Source organism: Mesorhizobium sp. RCAM 05099 (genome assembly GCF_059683685.1).
The window spans coordinates 299,787-314,479 of sequence record NZ_CM185035.1 but is presented as its reverse complement, the minus strand read 5'-3'; the positions used below and the strand labels follow the sequence as shown (position 1 = coordinate 314,479).

The 14,693-nt window shown below is 64.6% G+C and carries 13 protein-coding genes and 1 tRNA gene; 4 read left to right on the top strand and 10 right to left on the bottom strand.

Annotation, left to right across the window (positions count from 1 at the left end; genetic code table 11):
- Positions 1–126 precede the first annotated feature (126 nt).
- The 6 genes from AC56QQ_RS01500 to AC56QQ_RS01475 all read right to left on the bottom strand — a co-directional run bounded on the left by AC56QQ_RS01500 (position 127) and on the right by AC56QQ_RS01475 (position 5,376).
- Positions 127–261 (bottom strand): hypothetical protein, encoded by a 135-nt coding sequence (locus AC56QQ_RS01500; protein WP_497125290.1) that lies wholly within the window; start codon positions 259–261, stop codon positions 127–129.
- On the bottom strand, positions 245–841 hold the full coding sequence (locus AC56QQ_RS01495; protein ID WP_497125289.1) for an SDR family oxidoreductase: 597 nt from the start codon (positions 839–841) through the stop codon (positions 245–247). The genes AC56QQ_RS01500 and AC56QQ_RS01495 overlap by 17 nt, the downstream gene beginning before the upstream one ends.
- Positions 838–1,617, bottom strand: a complete 780-nt coding sequence (locus AC56QQ_RS01490) for an SDR family NAD(P)-dependent oxidoreductase (protein WP_497125287.1) — start codon at positions 1,615–1,617, stop codon at positions 838–840. Before AC56QQ_RS01490 ends, AC56QQ_RS01495 begins: the two co-directional genes overlap by 4 nt.
- An 86-nt stretch (positions 1,618–1,703) precedes the next feature.
- Positions 1,704–2,699, bottom strand: coding sequence for an ABC transporter permease (locus tag AC56QQ_RS01485; protein ID WP_256752499.1), 996 nt, complete (start codon positions 2,697–2,699; stop codon positions 1,704–1,706).
- A gap of 60 nt (positions 2,700–2,759) precedes the next feature.
- On the bottom strand, positions 2,760–4,298 hold the full coding sequence (locus AC56QQ_RS01480; RefSeq protein ID WP_497129267.1) for a sugar ABC transporter ATP-binding protein: 1,539 nt from the start codon (positions 4,296–4,298) through the stop codon (positions 2,760–2,762).
- Positions 4,299–4,413: 115 nt separating this feature from the next.
- Entirely contained in the window at positions 4,414–5,376 is a 963-nt protein-coding gene (locus AC56QQ_RS01475; protein WP_091584278.1) for a sugar-binding protein, read from the bottom strand.
- A gap of 599 nt (positions 5,377–5,975) precedes the next feature.
- Here AC56QQ_RS01475 and AC56QQ_RS01470 point away from each other — a divergent pair.
- On the top strand, positions 5,976–7,109 hold the full coding sequence (locus AC56QQ_RS01470; protein WP_497125286.1) for a LacI family DNA-binding transcriptional regulator: 1,134 nt from the start codon (positions 5,976–5,978) through the stop codon (positions 7,107–7,109).
- Positions 7,110–7,207: 98 nt separating this feature from the next.
- Here the strand turns inward: AC56QQ_RS01470 and AC56QQ_RS01465 are convergent, their stop codons facing one another.
- The 4 genes from AC56QQ_RS01465 to AC56QQ_RS01450 form a co-directional block, all read right to left on the bottom strand.
- On the bottom strand, positions 7,208–7,519 hold the full coding sequence (locus AC56QQ_RS01465) for an antibiotic biosynthesis monooxygenase family protein (RefSeq protein WP_497125285.1): 312 nt from the start codon (positions 7,517–7,519) through the stop codon (positions 7,208–7,210).
- Between the two features lie 174 nt (positions 7,520–7,693).
- Positions 7,694–7,770, bottom strand: a tRNA-Arg gene (locus AC56QQ_RS01460).
- 228 nt (positions 7,771–7,998) lie between these two features.
- Positions 7,999–8,925, bottom strand: a complete 927-nt coding sequence (locus AC56QQ_RS01455) for a DUF1003 domain-containing protein (protein ID WP_497125284.1) — start codon at positions 8,923–8,925, stop codon at positions 7,999–8,001.
- A gap of 417 nt (positions 8,926–9,342) precedes the next feature.
- Positions 9,343–10,236, bottom strand: a complete 894-nt coding sequence (locus AC56QQ_RS01450) for a D-alanyl-D-alanine carboxypeptidase family protein (protein WP_497125283.1) — start codon at positions 10,234–10,236, stop codon at positions 9,343–9,345.
- 398 nt (positions 10,237–10,634) lie between these two features.
- Between AC56QQ_RS01450 and AC56QQ_RS01445 the strand changes: the two genes are divergently transcribed.
- From AC56QQ_RS01445 to AC56QQ_RS01435, 3 genes are all read left to right on the top strand, one after another.
- Positions 10,635–12,449 carry a methyl-accepting chemotaxis protein gene (locus AC56QQ_RS01445; protein ID WP_497125282.1) on the top strand — a complete coding sequence of 605 codons (1,815 nt, stop codon included), beginning with the start codon at positions 10,635–10,637 and terminating at the stop codon, positions 12,447–12,449.
- 362 nt (positions 12,450–12,811) lie between these two features.
- Positions 12,812–13,906: a hypothetical protein gene (locus AC56QQ_RS01440; RefSeq protein ID WP_497125281.1), complete on the top strand. Its 1,095-nt coding sequence runs from the start codon at positions 12,812–12,814 to the stop codon at positions 13,904–13,906.
- 110 nt (positions 13,907–14,016) lie between these two features.
- Complete coding sequence (locus AC56QQ_RS01435; RefSeq protein ID WP_497125280.1) at positions 14,017–14,637, top strand: nucleoside triphosphate hydrolase; 621 nt, start codon at positions 14,017–14,019, stop codon at positions 14,635–14,637.
- Positions 14,638–14,693 lie beyond the last annotated feature (56 nt).

The following is a 14,693-nucleotide window of genomic DNA, read 5'->3' as shown; positions in this document are numbered from 1 at the left end:
CACAAGGGCTCCAAGAGAGCGCGATCCGCCAAAGCAATGTTCTCCGGGTTGCGCGACAAACGCCATTCATAGCGGTTGCGGCGAACGCTTTCCAGCGATGCACCGGGCCATCGCGCGGTCGAAAATTCACTGATCCGAAAGCCGGCGCGTGAGATCGACGCCACGCCGGCGCAGCGGGACCATGCTGCCGCCGATCCCGGGCACCAGCCCGACCTCAAGCGCTTCAGCGTCGAGCGTCAATGGGTCAGAAATTTCGCCCATAGCCTGCCATCCACCCACCATCGACACCCAGCATCTGGCCTGATGTGTAGGTGTTCAGTGGATCGCAGAAGAACAGCACGGCTGCAACCGCTTCCTCGATGCTGCCGGCGCGGCCAACCGGTGTGTGGCTGAGCATCGCCTTGTCGCCCGACACCATGGTTTCATCCTCGACGGCACCGACGCCGACGGCATTGACCAAGACCTTCGGGCCGAACTCCATGGCCAGCGTGCGCATGCCGGCAAGGATCGACGCATTCTCCATGGAAAAGCGCGGATGGCGGCGCATCGGCATGCTGGCGATCGCCGACAGCAGGAAGACGATCCGCCCACGCCCACGCTCGGTCATGGTCACGGCAGCCTTGCGCGCGTCGGCGTAGAGCGATCGCGGATCGCCGGTCGCCGTTCCCGGCCGCAGCGGGCACGAGATCAGCAGGATATCGGCGGCGCGCGCATGGGAGCCTTCGACAAGGTGGCCGCCATTGGCCTGCAGCGCAGCAAGCGCTGCCTCGGCAACCGGGTTGGTGTCGCCATCCAGTGCGAAAACAGTGCCCTCGAGATCGATTTCCATGGTGGCACTCACATCATGTATCCCGCCGTCCAGCCGCCATCGACGGCCAGCACCTGGCCGTTGATGTAGCTCGCGGCCGGGGAGGAAAGGAACAGCACGGCCTCGGCGATCTCCTCCGGCCGGGCCGGCCGGCCGAGCGGCACATGGGCAAGGAATTCCTGCGTGCGGCCGGCGAATTTGCCGTCGTCGCCATAGAACAGCTTGGCGGTCAGCGCCGTCATCACCGAACCCGGCGCGATGGCATTGGTCAGGATGCCCTTGGCTCCGAGTTCGATCGCCATCGAGCGCGTCAGGTGGATGATGCCGGCCTTGGCGGCGACAAACGGGCTTTGCAGGCGCATGGCGGCAAGGCCGACGACCGAGGCTATGTTGACGATGCGCCCGCCCTTGCCGGCGGCGAGCATGGGCACAAGCGCCGCGCGGCTCATGATGTAGAGGCCATCGAGATCGATGCCGGTGATGCGATCCCATTCCTCGGCCGGAAATTCATCGATGGTGACACGATGCGCCAGCGTGTTGACGCCGGCATTGTTGACCAGGATGTCCAGACGGCCGTGGCGCTCCATGATCGCGGCGATCGCACTGTCGACCGATGCCACGTTGCGGATGTCGGCGGTGCAGGCCATGGCATTGCTCAAGCCTGCCGCGACCCGCTCCGCGCCTTCGCCGTCGATATCGGCGACGACGACCGCGGCGCCATTGTCGGACAGGCGCTTGGCTATGGAACTGCCGATCGCGCCCGCGGCTCCCGTGACCAGCGCCACCTTGCCTCGCAAATCGCAGCGCATGTCCCGTCAGCCCCCGAGGAATTCCCGGGTTATGCTATTATAATAATCTCAAGGCCCGGACAAGCAGGCGTGTCGTTGCAAGGCGGTTATTCCGCCGCCGCACCGGCGACGTTTTTGCGGGCGGCGTCGACCATCAGCCGCCTTGCCCGGAACACGCCCCATTGCTGGTCGACCAGCACGCCAATGAGGATGACGCCGCCCATCACCGCGAAGTTGAGCGAGGACGGGATGCCGAGCAGATTGACGAGGTTCTGCAGCTCCTGCAGCAGGACCGTACCCAGGATGACGCCAATCAGCGAGCCCTCGCCGCCGCGCAGCGAGAAGCCGCCAAGCACCGCCGCGGCAATGGCGTAGAGCTCGTAGAACTGGCCGTGGCTGGCCGGCGAGATCGAGCGCGTGTACATGGCGAAGTAGATCGCCGACAGCGCCGTCAGCACGCCGCAGATGACATAGGCGGCCATGACGACGCGGCCGGTGCGGATGCCCGAATATTTGGCCGCCTCCTCGTTCTTGCCGATGGCGTAGAGATAGCGGCCGAACACCGAACGGTGAAGCACCACCCACATGACGATGGCGATGACGATCAGCGCGATGAAGCTGTTGGGCACGCCATATGACCGCCCGGCCGTGAGGAACTCGAGCTCGGGAAAATTCTGGCCGAAGGCGAAGCCGGCGGTGCCGTCGGCGGTGTAGAAGCGGGCAACGCCGCGATAGATCAAGAGGCCGCACAGCGTCACCACGAAAGGCTGCAGCTTGAGCCGCGTGATCAGCCAGCCGTGCACCAAGCCGATGATGGCGCCGAGCGCGATGATCAGCACGAAGGCCAGCGGCCAATCGAGGTCGCGCACGGCGATGAAGTCGATGAACAGTGTCCCGAGCAGCGCGACCACCGAGCCGACCGACAGTTCGATGCCGCCGGTGATGATGACGAAGGCCTGGCCGATCGACAGGATGCCGAACAGGCCGATCAGGTTCGAGGTGTTGGCGAGGTTGATCGGCAACAAGAAGCGCGGATTGATGATGGCGACCACGGTCCCGACCACCAGGATCAGGATCAGCAGGCCGAGATCTTTCTTGCTCATCGTCTTCTCCCCAATGCCTGCCTGAGCGGGTTGCGCCGTCTTGCGAAACCCGCGGCAAAACTATTTCGGCTGCTTGCCCACCGCCAGCAGCAGCACGTTTTCCTGGCTGAACTGTTCCTTGTCGAGAATGCCGGAGATCTGGCCCTCATGCATGACGGCGATGCGGTCGGACACGCCGATCACCTCCTCCATGTCGCTGGAGATCATCAGCACGGCGACGCCGGCATCGGCGAGCGCGCGCATCAGCCCGTAGATTTCCGCCTTGGCGCCGATGTCGATGCCGCGTGTCGGCTCGTCGAGGATCATCACCTTGGGATTCATGGCGAGCCACTTGCCGAGCACGACTTTCTGCTGGTTGCCGCCGGACAGCGTGCCGGTGCGGGTCTGCACCGACGGCGCCTTGATGCCGAGATTGCTCTTCTGCTTCTCGGCGGTGGTGGCCTCCGCGCTTGCCGAAACCAGGGAGCGGCGCGCATGCGCCGGCAGGTTGGGCAGCGAAATGTTCTGCGCGATCGACAGGTCGAGCAGGATGCCTGTCAGCTTGCGGTCCTCGGGCACGAGAAAAATGCCGTGGGCGACGGCATCCGCAGCGGAGCCGAGGACAAGCGGCTTGCCGTCGCGCTCGAGCACGCCGCCAAGGCTGCTGTCGATGCCGAAGAACACCCGCGCCAGCTCGGTGCGGCCGGAGCCGACGAGCCCGGCAAGGCCGAGGATTTCGCCGCGCCTGACGTCGAGGTCGACCGGCCGGCTGGGATAGGCGGGGGTGCGGATGGCCTTGGCCGCAAGCGCGACCGCGCCCGGTGCCCGCGCCGCCTCTGAAGCCTTCTCGCGCTCCTTCAGCATGCGGCCGATCATCAGCTTGACCATCTGGTCGTGGTTGATGTCGCGCTTCTGCAGCGTACCGGCAAGCATGCCGTCGCGCAGCACGACGACGCGGTCGGCGACGCGCTCGACCTCGTGCAGGCGGTGCGAGATGAAGATGACGCTGATGCCGTCGGCCTTCAGCGCCTTGATGACGTCGAGCAGCTTGTCGGTTTCGGCGAGCGGCAGGCTCGATGTCGGCTCGTCGAGGATGACCAGCCGCGCCTTGATCGACAGTGCCTTGGCGATCTCGACCATCTGCTGCTGGGCCAGCGACAAATCAGAGACGGGCGTGTCGGCGGAGAAATTGGCGCCGACGCGCTTCAACAGCGGCGCCACCATGGTGCGCAGCCCGGCGCGGTCGACGAGCTTGAGCGGACCGGCGCGCAACGGCTCGCGGCCGAAGAAGATGTTGGCGGCAACGTCGAGATTTTCGAACAGGTTGAGTTCCTGGTGGACGAAGGCAATGCCCGACCCCAGGCTGCCTTCGACGGTCAGGCCCTTGTGGGCGGTGCCGTCGACCGTGATCGTGCCGGTGTCCGGCGTGGTGACGCCACCGAGGATCTTCATCAATGTCGACTTGCCGGCGCCGTTCTCGCCGACGAGGCCGATGACCTCGCCCGGCCTGACTTCCATGGAGAAGCCGTCGAGCGCGACGACGCCCGGATAGGTCTTGCGCACGTTCTCGAGGCTGAGGAACGGCGTAGTCGTCGCGATGGATGTATCGGAATAGTTCATCATGCCTGACAGCAGTTAGCGGGCCGGCCTCCCCGCAGACTGACGGGCCGCGCCCGGTTCGTCAATGCGAGCAGCCGGCCCAAGCGAAGTTGAGCCGGCTGAACTGCCTGTTGTCTCAGTTTCCAGACATCGCCTTCAGATTGGCGGCATAGGCGTCGACGTCATCCTTGCCGATGATCTTCGTCGGGATGATGATGAGGCCGTTGGCCGGGATGCCCGACTTGTCGCCCTTGAGATAGGCGGCCATCAGCTTCATGCCCTGATAGGCCCATTCGAAGGGCTGCTGCACGACGGTCGCGGCTACGGTGCCTTCCTTGACGCCGCCCAGCGTGATCGGATCGTCATCGAAGCCGACGACAGTGATCGAGCCGAGCTTGCCGGCGTCGCGTAGCGCTTCATAGATGCGCGGCGTGTTGTAGGAGTAGAAGCCGACCATGCAGGTGACGTCGGGGCTGGCGACCAGCGCGTCCTCGACGTTCTTCTTGGCGCGCGCCTGGTCGATGTCGTCGCCGCGCACGTCGACCAGCTCGATCTTGGTGCCGGCCAGACCGTCCTTCATGCCCTGGATGCGCTCCTTGGCATTGTCGGCGCCGAGCAGGCCGACGAAGCCGAGGCACTTGCCGCCATTGGGCATCGCCTTCTTGGCGATCTCGGCCGCCTGCTTGCCGGCATCGACGTTGGACGAGCCGATATAGGCGACGCGCTTGGTCTGCGGGGCGTCGCTGTCGGTGGTGAACAGCGCCGTTTCCGAGGCGATCTTGTTGAGACCATCGGTGGAGGTCTTCGGATCGACGGCGGAAACCATGATGCCCTTCACGCCGGCCGTCACCAGATCGTCCATCAGCCGCTGCTGGATGGCGACCGAGGACTGCTCGGGATATTTGAGCTCGAGATTGTAGTCCGGCAGTTCGCCTTGCGCCTTCTTGACGCCGGCTTCGGCGGCCTTCCAGAAGTCGGAAGCGCCGTTGACGACGAAGGCCAGGGTCGGCTTGTCGTCGGCGCGCGCGATTGCCGTCGCCGACAGGCCGAGCAGCAGCGCCGCGGCGGCTACGGATGCATTTCGTATCAAGGATTTCATGTTCAACCTCCCTTTTGGTTCAGTCGTTCGACTGACCGATCTTGCACTGACCTGATTTTGCATTTTTGCCGTCTGCGGCCTGGACGCCCTCCTCCTCAAGGGGTTCCCCGGCAACGAAAGAATGGCGTCGTTCCAGCCACGATCATGGACTTTAGAGACTCATCCATCGTTCGTAAATAGTCCGATTTGTCTGACATATCACATGTCCGAGACAGGGCTCGCGGCGGTATGATCCGCTCGCCATCGGGCCATCCATGCACACTTCCATCACGCCTGGACCCGACAGGGCCGGACGCGATGGATTGACGGTACCGCGCATTTTTGTATTAGTAAACAGTATTAGTTCCGGACACTATCTAGACACATCGTTGCGACGCGGTCGCGGATTTGCCGACGAACTGCTGCCTTGGCCATCCTGAAGCTCAAGCCTTGCGGTCTTTGTGTTCCCAGGGCATCCGGAACCGAATGACAAATGGGCCTTAAGGCTGCTAATAGATATTAACGATGGCGGCCACTTTCTATAAATCGGCGACACCGCACCATCTTGTCGGCCCGGCAGGCTGCCGCTAGACAGGCCGGGGATTGGGGACACGAGTGACATGAGCGAGACCAGGGATACGGACGGTCCGGCCCTCGATACAGCCAGGCGCCGCAAGGCGCCGGCCAAGAGCGCCCGGGGTCGCGTCACCATGACCGACATCGCCAGGGCCGCCGGCTGCTCGCAGGCGACCGTTTCCTTCGTGCTCAACAATTCGCCCGGCATCAGGCTGTCGCAGCAGACGCGCGAGCGGGTGATCGAGGCCGCGCGCGCGCTCGGCTACGCGCCGCCGGCCTTTTCCGCCCTGCGCGGCCCTGTCCCCGCCTTCGATGGGCCCGCCTTCGAAGGACTTGACGGGGTGATCGGCTTCGTCGTCGACCAGCTCGCCACCAGCCCCGAGGCGGTGGTCGCCATCGAGGGCGCGCGCCAGGCCTCGTGGAATGCCGGCAACGTGCTGCTGGTGGCGCAGACCATGGGCGACGCCGTCATGGAGCCGCGCGCCATCGCGGCGCTGACCAAGCGGGGCATTTCGGCGCTGATCTACATGACCATCTTCACCCGCGAGATCACGGCGCCCGACTATCTCTACGGCCTCGACATCCCGGTGATCCTGCTCAACTGCTACACATCGGACTACGCCTTCCCCGCCGTGGTGCCGAGCGAGATCGCCGGCGGCCAGAACTCGACCCGCCATTTGATCAGCCATGGCCACCGTCGCATCGCGACCATCACCGGCGAGCCCTGGATGCAGGCCGCGCAAGACCGGCTGAAGGGCTATCGCCGCGCGCTCGCCACCGCCGACATCCCGTTCGATCCCGAACTTGTGGTCGAGGGCGACTGGTCGGCCAGCGCCGGCTATGCCGCGACCGTCAAGCTCTTGGCACTGAAGGACCGGCCGACCGCCATCTTCTGCCAGAACGACCGCACCGCGATCGGCTGCTACGAGGCGCTGAAGGAGGCCGGCCTGCACATCCCGCAGGACATTTCCGTCGTCGGCTACGACGACGAGGAAATCGCCCGGCATTTGTTCCCGCCGCTGACAACCTCGATCCTGCCGCACATGGCGATGGGCCAATGGGCGATCGAGCAGCTCGAAGCACCGGCGGCGCCTGGACGGGGGCGCTATCCGATTACGAAGCTGGAGTGTCCGCTGGTGGAGCGGGAGAGTGTGCGGGGGGTTGGGGATAGACCTTAGCTAGGACGACCCGGGCATGCCTGTGACAGGACCGGATACGCAGACGGCATGGCGCCAATTGCGACAGCAGATCGCAGGATCTGTTTAAACACAGATAACTATGCCGACCTGTCGCCAACACCCGTCTCAAACACCGCCTCGCCGGAAACAGCATCCGTAGACCCACCATCCAATTGCTGCTGCAATGTGTGGCGGAACCGATCAAGATTGGCGATCATCTTAGGTCGGGCATCTGTCATATGCTGGAACGAGTCCCACTCTCCAATTGAGAAGAAGGTTCCATCTCCCGATTTGACGAGAGCCATCTTTCGCAATCCCTCGAAATTGCGCGGGGCGCTACGGAACAGTTCGACGAACTCGTCTCCATGGCCCGGCTTGACTCGGAAGCGGACGCTATTGAATGCCGTCATTGCATGCTCCTCCATGACTGAAACCGAAGACCCTCAAACGCGGGATGTCTAAAGACACAAGGACCTCTATCACCCAGCCCAGTGTACAGGAAAACCCGAAGATTAGCTTCGATCGCCTTCCGTGACCACTTGCACAAGGCGCATTTTACAGCTCGCACCTCGGTATTGGGGAGTTGGCGCACCCGACAGGATTCGAACCTGTGACCTCTGCCTTCGGAGGGCAGCGCTCTATCCAGCTGAGCTACGGGTGCTTCCCGGCGATCCGGAAAACGAACCAGCCGGCGAACCGGCAAGTCACGGCTTCTTAGCGGAAGCCGGGGCGGGCTTCAACGGGCAATTGGGAGATTGGCGCGTCGCATGGCAAGGGGTTGGGCGGCTATCTCGCACGTGGAGGCCTATCGCATATGGCGCTCCCCCTCTCCGTCTCGGCTTCGCCGAGCCACCTCTCCCCCTTTTTGGGGGCGAGGAACCCAAGCCTTTCACTGCCCCGCCCCGCTCTTCACCGTCCGCCTCCGCCTCGGCGCGCGCTTTGGCTTCTTGGCGCCGGTCAGTTCGTGCATGGCGTCAAGCTGCATCTGCTGCATTTCGGCCAGCCGCGTCCATTGGCGCGAGATGAGGTAGTCGAGCTTTTCGTGCAGATGACGCACTTCCAGCTCGGCCTTGAGGTTGACCCGGTAGTCGTTGAAGGAGCGCAGGCGGTCCTTGGTCTCCTGCCGCTTCTGGCTCATCATGATGATCGGCGCCTGGATGGCGGCAATGCAGGAGAGCAGCAGGTTGAGCAGGATAAAGGGATAGGGATCGAAGGCGGCGCGCATGCCGGCGACCAGGTTGATGCCGATCCACACCAGAAGCACGCTGCCGAACGAGATCAGGAACCACCAGCTGCCGCCGAAGGCCGCCATGTTGTCGGAGACGCGGTCGGCGAAGGTCCTGTGCTCCTCGAACTCCTCCTCCGAGTTTTCGGAAATGGTGTCTTGCCCGGCGATGCTTTCGACCACCTGCCGGTCGAGCTCGGAGAATTCGCCGTGCTCCTGCTGCAGCAGCTCCTCCATGTAGCGCATGCGGTAGCGGCCGAGCTCGGCGCGGCTGATGCGGGCGCCGGCCGGCAGGTCCGGATGATCGGCGCGGATGCGGTCGGCGAGGCTCGGGCGCAGATTGTCGATGCGCACCAGATCGCGCTTGCGGAATTTCCGGCCTGATATCGCCGATGGCTTCTTCTTGGCCTTGCCGCGTGACGCGCCTGGACTGGCCGGCTCCGAGTCCGGCACGTCGGGCGTTTCGAGCTGCTCGTCCGAATTCTGATCCGCGTCGTGCTCCCCGATGGTGGGCGCCTCGAAATATTCGCCGCCACTGTCGTTCTGATTGTCCGCCGCTTGCTGCTCGGGCGCCTTGGGGATGGTGCTCATGGTGCGGGCTCCTGCTGTCGCGCTGGTGAGACGATATGCCTATGCCGCAACATCGCCAGCATCGCGACGGATTTCGCAGCACTACAAGTCTTTTTGATCGGTGCGAAGGAGCAGCGGCTCGATGTTGCTTGCGGCCGGCCCTTCGCAGACTCATAGCGGTGGATCATCAGAGACATTCGAGATTGGCCGAAGCCTTCCCCAGCTTCGTCATCCCAGGGCGGAGCAGCCGCGAAGCGGCGTCGCGGAGACCCTGGGATCCATGCCGGGACCTTGGCCGTAGAGTGCAGCGGAGCAAAATTCCGCGCCGCTGCGGCGCTTTGAGGTCGCGGCATGGATCCTCGGGTCTGCGCCGCGTCGCTGCGCTCCTTGCTCCGCCCGTGGATGACGAAGCCGGGGAGGCGCCGCCCCCTGCTGCCCCTATTGCTGCTCGGCGAACATCAGCCTGGTCTTGGTGTCGGCAACCGTCGGCGACAGGCTGCGCTGGATCAGCGCCTCGACATGGTCGTTGCGCTGGCGCGCGCTGTCGGCGCCCATCACCACCACGATCAGCTGGTGGCCGTCGGCGTTGTAGGAGGTGACGATGTTGAAACCGGAGGCCCTGATGTAGCCGGTCTTGATGCCGTCGACGCCGCGCACCCGGCCGAGCATGTCGTTGTGGCCGCGCACCAGCCGGCCGCGGAACATGAAATCGCTTTCGGAGAAATAGTGGAACTGCTGGGGAAATCGGGAATGCAGCGCCATGCCGAGCACCGCCATGTCGCGCGCCGTCGTCATCTGGCCATCGTCGGGCAGGCCCGACGCATTGCGGAAGGTGGTGCTGGTCATCCCGATCTGGCGCGCCTTGGCGGTCATCATGGCGGCGAACTGATCTTCCGAACCGCCAAGATATTCGCCGACCGCCACCGCCACGTCATTGGCCGATTTGACGACGATGGCGCGGATCGCCGAATCGACATCGATGGTCTCGCCGCGCCGGAAGCGCATCTTGGTCGGCGGTTGCGAGGCGGCATGGTCCGAAACCGGGATCTGCGTCTGCTTGGTGACGCGGCCGCTCTCCAGCGCCTCGAACAGGAGATAGAGCGTCATCATCTTGGTCAGCGACGCCGGATAGCGCTGCGCCGTCGAGTTGACCTCGAACAACTGCTTGCCGGTCCTGGCGTCGACGACGATCGCGGCATATTTCTGCGGCGCCGCAGGCACCGCCAGCACCGCATCCGGCGGCGTCGTGGTGGTGCAGGCGGCAAGCAGCAGCAACAGGCCGAGGGCCGCGACAAATCTCTGGATGAGCGGAAGGGGACGCGGGTTGGACAAGGGCAAGTCTGTTCGGGTCAAGCTGTTGCTGAGATGAGGCGAAGCTAACGTAACCCGCCAGCTGCGTCCATTTGGTTAATGGCGGTCATACCCGGGAATGTCGAGGCTTCGCAAGCTTGGGTTCCTCTCCCCCGCGGAGCGGGGGAGAGGTGGCCGCGAAGCGGCCGGAGAGGGGGATTTCGTAGAGCGCGGCCCTCGCAATTGGATCGCTAACCGGCACGGCTGGCGCCATTCCCCCTCTCCGTCTCGGCTTCGCCGAGCCACCTCTCCCCACATTCGTGGGGGCGAGGAAAAGCCTGCGGGGCCGCCCCGAAATCGCCTGTTTCTGTGTCCTTCTTGCCAAAGCCGCGTTTCCCGTGGGAAGGGGCGCGGCATTGGCTGGCTTGGGGGACTGGGGAATGGCGAACATCGGGGTTGGCGGCGCTGCGCCGTCGCTTATCAAGGCATCACTCAGCCGCACCGGCAAATGGGCCGGCGGCGTCGCTTTCGTCAGCGGTGCCGTTTCCGACGTGCTCAATCCGCTGGCGCCTTTCGCCGCTTATATCGCGCTGGTAGCCTCGGTGGCGGCGGTCATCATCGCCATTGCCATCGTGCTCAGGCTGGTGCTGGCGGCCAAGGCGCTGCCGGCGCTGGTGTTCGCCACCAGTGCGGCGGCTGTTGCCGGCGGCGTCTATGCCGTGCAGAAAGAGACCAGTTCGCAGAACGGGGTGATCGCCAGCCTGGTGCCAGCGGTGGCCGGGCTGCAGCAGTCGATGGGCATCGTCTCCGCCAAGGTGGCCAGAATCGAGCAGACGGTCACGCAAACGCAGAAGACGGTCGAACAGGTCAAGCAGTCGACCGACACGGTGGCGAAGAAGACCGACGAGATCGCCTCCACCCAGCAGCAGCAGACGCAGCAGGGGGCCGAGACGCAAAAAACCGTCGAGGCGGTCAAGCAGACCACCGAGACGCTGGCCGCCGGCCGCGCGCAGCAGCAGGCCCAGACCGAGAAGCTGCAGGCGACGACCGAGCAGATCGCGGCCTCGATCGACACCATCGCCAAGGGTTTTGCCGCCCTTGCCGCGCAGGGCGGGGCCATCGCCGAGCCGAAGCGGCCGGACGAGTTCTATCACAATGCCCGCGTCTACGAATTGTCGGGCGACATGCTCAATGCGCGGCGCTCCTATCTCGCCTTCGCCGGCTTCGATGTCGACGCCATCGACCCCTATATGCGCTTTGCCACGCTGCTTCGGGTGCAGGACGGCAAGGCCGGCGCCCGCGAGGTGTTCGGTGCGCTGGCCGACAAGGGCAAGGCGCTGTCGATCAAGCTGGTGCACGTCCTGCAGTTCGATGATGCCCAGCGCCTCGACAAGCTCAACGCCTTCGTCGCCGCCAATCCGGATTTCGCACCGGCCTATTTCCTGCTGGCGCAGGAGTCCTCCGAAGACCGCCTCGGCGCCCAGACGCTGGCCGACAAGCGCAACGAGGCCAAGGCGCTGACCAAGTTCGTTTCCTATGAAAAGGACGGCGGGCTGCTCAAATATTTCGTCGACCAGACCCAGCTCGCCGACTGGCTGGACCGCGGCCGCAGCCGGCTGGCAGCCCTTGGCGACGTGCTCGATCCCGCCCGCTTCGTGCCTTCGCTGACGCCGATGCGCTCGAACCAGGGCTGGTCGATGACCATCTCGCTGCCGGAGCCGGCGACCGGCATTTCGTGGCGCATGGGCGATAGCGGGCCGTTCACCGACACCGGCTTCCTGGCGATGAACGACCAGGCGACCGGCAAGCCGATGCCCAATCCGAGTTTCGAGCTGCCCGACAGCACGCAGGCCGGCACCATCGCCATCAAATATCTCGACATCAGGGGCCGCGAGACCGGCCCGTTCGACATCCGCTTCGACCCGGAAACCGCCCTTCAGCAGGGCAACAAGCAGATCCTCGACCAGTTCTGGACGTCGTGGATCGCCTTCGACGCCAGCGGCAATCACGGCCTGGTCTATTTCACCCAGATGCTGTCCTACCGTTGCGCCATCAAGGCGGTACACTACAGCCTGAATGGCGCGGCACTCGACAAGGAGATCAAGATGCCGGCTTGCGACAAGAAGGATCCCTACGCCATCCCCTACGACTACCAGCCCTATTTCAAGGTCGCCGACAGCGTGAAGTCGATGTCGGTGCAGGTCACCTACACCGATGGGACAAAATCGCCGGTGCGGGAATACAAGCGGCAATAATGGTTTGAGCTGGCTTCTCATCCTTCCCGACGTCTGCGCTGCCCCTCACCTGCCTGCCGGCATCCTCTCCCCGCATAGTGACGGGGAGAGGGGCGCTGTCATCAACGATTTCGCCAATCACCCGCGTTGCAGGTAAAGCACCGGCGGCACCGCTGCCTCCCTTCTCCCCGTCCCTATACGGGGAGAAGGTGCCGGCAGGCGGATGAGGGGCAGCGCCAACCTCGACAGTTGGTCTCTCCACACGGCGCTTCCCCCTCCATACGGCGATTCCCCCTCCACATGATGCAAAATGCCCATTGTGATGCTTGCGCAATCCACGCCAAAAGGGTTCTGTCTGCGCCTTCGGAATCGGTGAGAGCGCAATGACCACCAGCACGATCAAGGCCAAAGGCATTTCGGTTTCGGTTGACCTCACGGTCGGCCATCTCGCCGACATGGTCATCGACAGGGACGGGCGCCAGCTCAAGCCGCTGCACCGCGCGCCGTGGGTCGACCCGCCTGAGACATTGCCGAAAGACCTGCCGTTAGGCACCGTTCGCCTGTCCGGCGACTTCCTCTGCGCGCCGTTTTCGCGCAGCGATGTCGAGGACGCGCCGCTGCATGGCTGGCCGGCCAACAGCGCCTGGGATGTGGTCGACAACGCCGCGACGGAAGATGGCTGGCGGGCCGTGTTCCGGCTGCGGCACACGGTGATGGGCGCCAGCGTCGACAAGATCCTCACTTTGCGCGACGACCATCCCTTTCTCTATCAGGAGCATGTGTTTTCCGGCGGCCATGGCGCCATTTCCGTCGCGCACCATCCGATGACGGCGATGACGAACGGCGGCAAACTCGCCTTCTCGCCGAAGCGATTTGCCGCCACGCTGGACGACCCGCTGGAGCCGGATCCCGCACGCGGCCGCTTCATGCTGGCCTATCCGGCGCGCTCCGCCGATCTCAGCCGTTTTCCCGCCGCCGGTGGCGGCACGCTCGACCTGACGGAGTACCGCATGGATGATCGGCGCGAGGATTTCGTCACAATGGTCGAGGCCGATCATGGCGGGCCGGGCTGGACCGCCCTGGCGCGCCGGGCCGAAGAGGACCTTGTGCTGGTGCTGAAGAACCCGGCAGAACTGCCGATCACCATGCTGTGGCTCAGCAATGGCGGCCGCGACTACGCGCCCTGGAGCGGCCGTCACCGCGGCGTGCTCGGCATCGAGGACGGCCGCGCCGCCGTCGGCCATGCCGCCTCGATCGGCGACAACTGGCTGAAGCGCGAAGGGGTGGCGACCGCGTTTGCGCTGGGCCGCGGCGTTTCCTTTCGCCATGTTGTCGGCGCCATGCCCTTGTCCGGCGGCGAGCCGCCGCAGGAGGTCACGACGGCAAACGGGCGCATGCGGCTGGCGGCCGGCGGTTCGACCTGGGAGGTTCCCTTCGACAGCGATTTCCTGCGCATCGGCCAGCCAGCGGCCTCATAGGCGGGATTGCGCGATCGCAGGATTTGAAATTTTCGTCAACTGCCGCCAAGATGTGGCCGAAATCATCATGCGGAACATGGTGGATTTGAAGCTCCGCCAGAGAGGCTCTCATGTCCGAAATCGCCCATCTCGCCGCCACCATCTTCAAGCGTGCCGGCAAGGCACAGCGCTTCATCGTCGCGATCGCCGGCCCGCCGGGAGCGGGCAAGTCGACGCTATCGGCGAGCCTGCGCGATCTGCTGCCCGAGGGCGCCGTGGAAGTTGTGCCCATGGACGGCTTCCACTATGACGACGTCGTGCTCGACCGGCGTGGCCTGCGCGCGCGAAAGGGCGCGCCGGAAACCTTCGATTTCGCCGGCTTCGAGGCGCTGCTGAAGCGCATCCGCGCCGGCGAACCCGATATCGCCATCCCGGTCTTCGACCGCAGCATGGAACTGTCGCGCGCCGCCGCCGCGATCATCGGCGCGGAGACCAAGTTCATCCTGGTCGAAGGCAACTACCTGCTGCTCGACGAGGAGCCGTGGTCGCGGCTGGCGCCGCTGTTCGATTTCTCGATCTTCGTCGACGTACCACGCGCCGAACTCGAGCGCCGCCTGCTCGAGCGCTGGCACGGCCATGGTCGATCCGACGCCGATGCGCGGGCCTGGATCGCCTCCAACGACATGCCCAACATCGACCGCGTGTTTGCCCGCCGCCGGGCCGCCGACCTCGTGGTCGGCGATTCCGCGTGATTCTACGGATTCTTCAAGGGGAACCTTAAGACTTTCAGGCCGTTATCGCCGACGAG

Coding starts and splice junctions, on each gene's coding strand:
- AC56QQ_RS01500 (WP_497125290.1), bottom strand. CDS start 261: ATGGGCGAAATTTCTGACCCATTGACGCTCGACGCTGAAGCGCTTGAG.
- AC56QQ_RS01490 (WP_497125287.1), bottom strand. CDS start 1,617: ATGCGCTGCGATTTGCGAGGCAAGGTGGCGCTGGTCACGGGAGCCGCG.
- AC56QQ_RS01485 (WP_256752499.1), bottom strand. CDS start 2,699: ATGAGCAAGAAAGATCTCGGCCTGCTGATCCTGATCCTGGTGGTCGGG.
- AC56QQ_RS01480 (WP_497129267.1), bottom strand. CDS start 4,298: ATGAACTATTCCGATACATCCATCGCGACGACTACGCCGTTCCTCAGC.
- AC56QQ_RS01475 (WP_091584278.1), bottom strand. CDS start 5,376: ATGAAATCCTTGATACGAAATGCATCCGTAGCCGCCGCGGCGCTGCTG.
- AC56QQ_RS01470 (WP_497125286.1), top strand. CDS start 5,976: ATGAGCGAGACCAGGGATACGGACGGTCCGGCCCTCGATACAGCCAGG.
- AC56QQ_RS01465 (WP_497125285.1), bottom strand. CDS start 7,519: ATGACGGCATTCAATAGCGTCCGCTTCCGAGTCAAGCCGGGCCATGGA.
- AC56QQ_RS01455 (WP_497125284.1), bottom strand. CDS start 8,925: ATGAGCACCATCCCCAAGGCGCCCGAGCAGCAAGCGGCGGACAATCAG.
- AC56QQ_RS01445 (WP_497125282.1), top strand. CDS start 10,635: ATGGCGAACATCGGGGTTGGCGGCGCTGCGCCGTCGCTTATCAAGGCA.
- AC56QQ_RS01440 (WP_497125281.1), top strand. CDS start 12,812: ATGACCACCAGCACGATCAAGGCCAAAGGCATTTCGGTTTCGGTTGAC.
- AC56QQ_RS01435 (WP_497125280.1), top strand. CDS start 14,017: ATGTCCGAAATCGCCCATCTCGCCGCCACCATCTTCAAGCGTGCCGGC.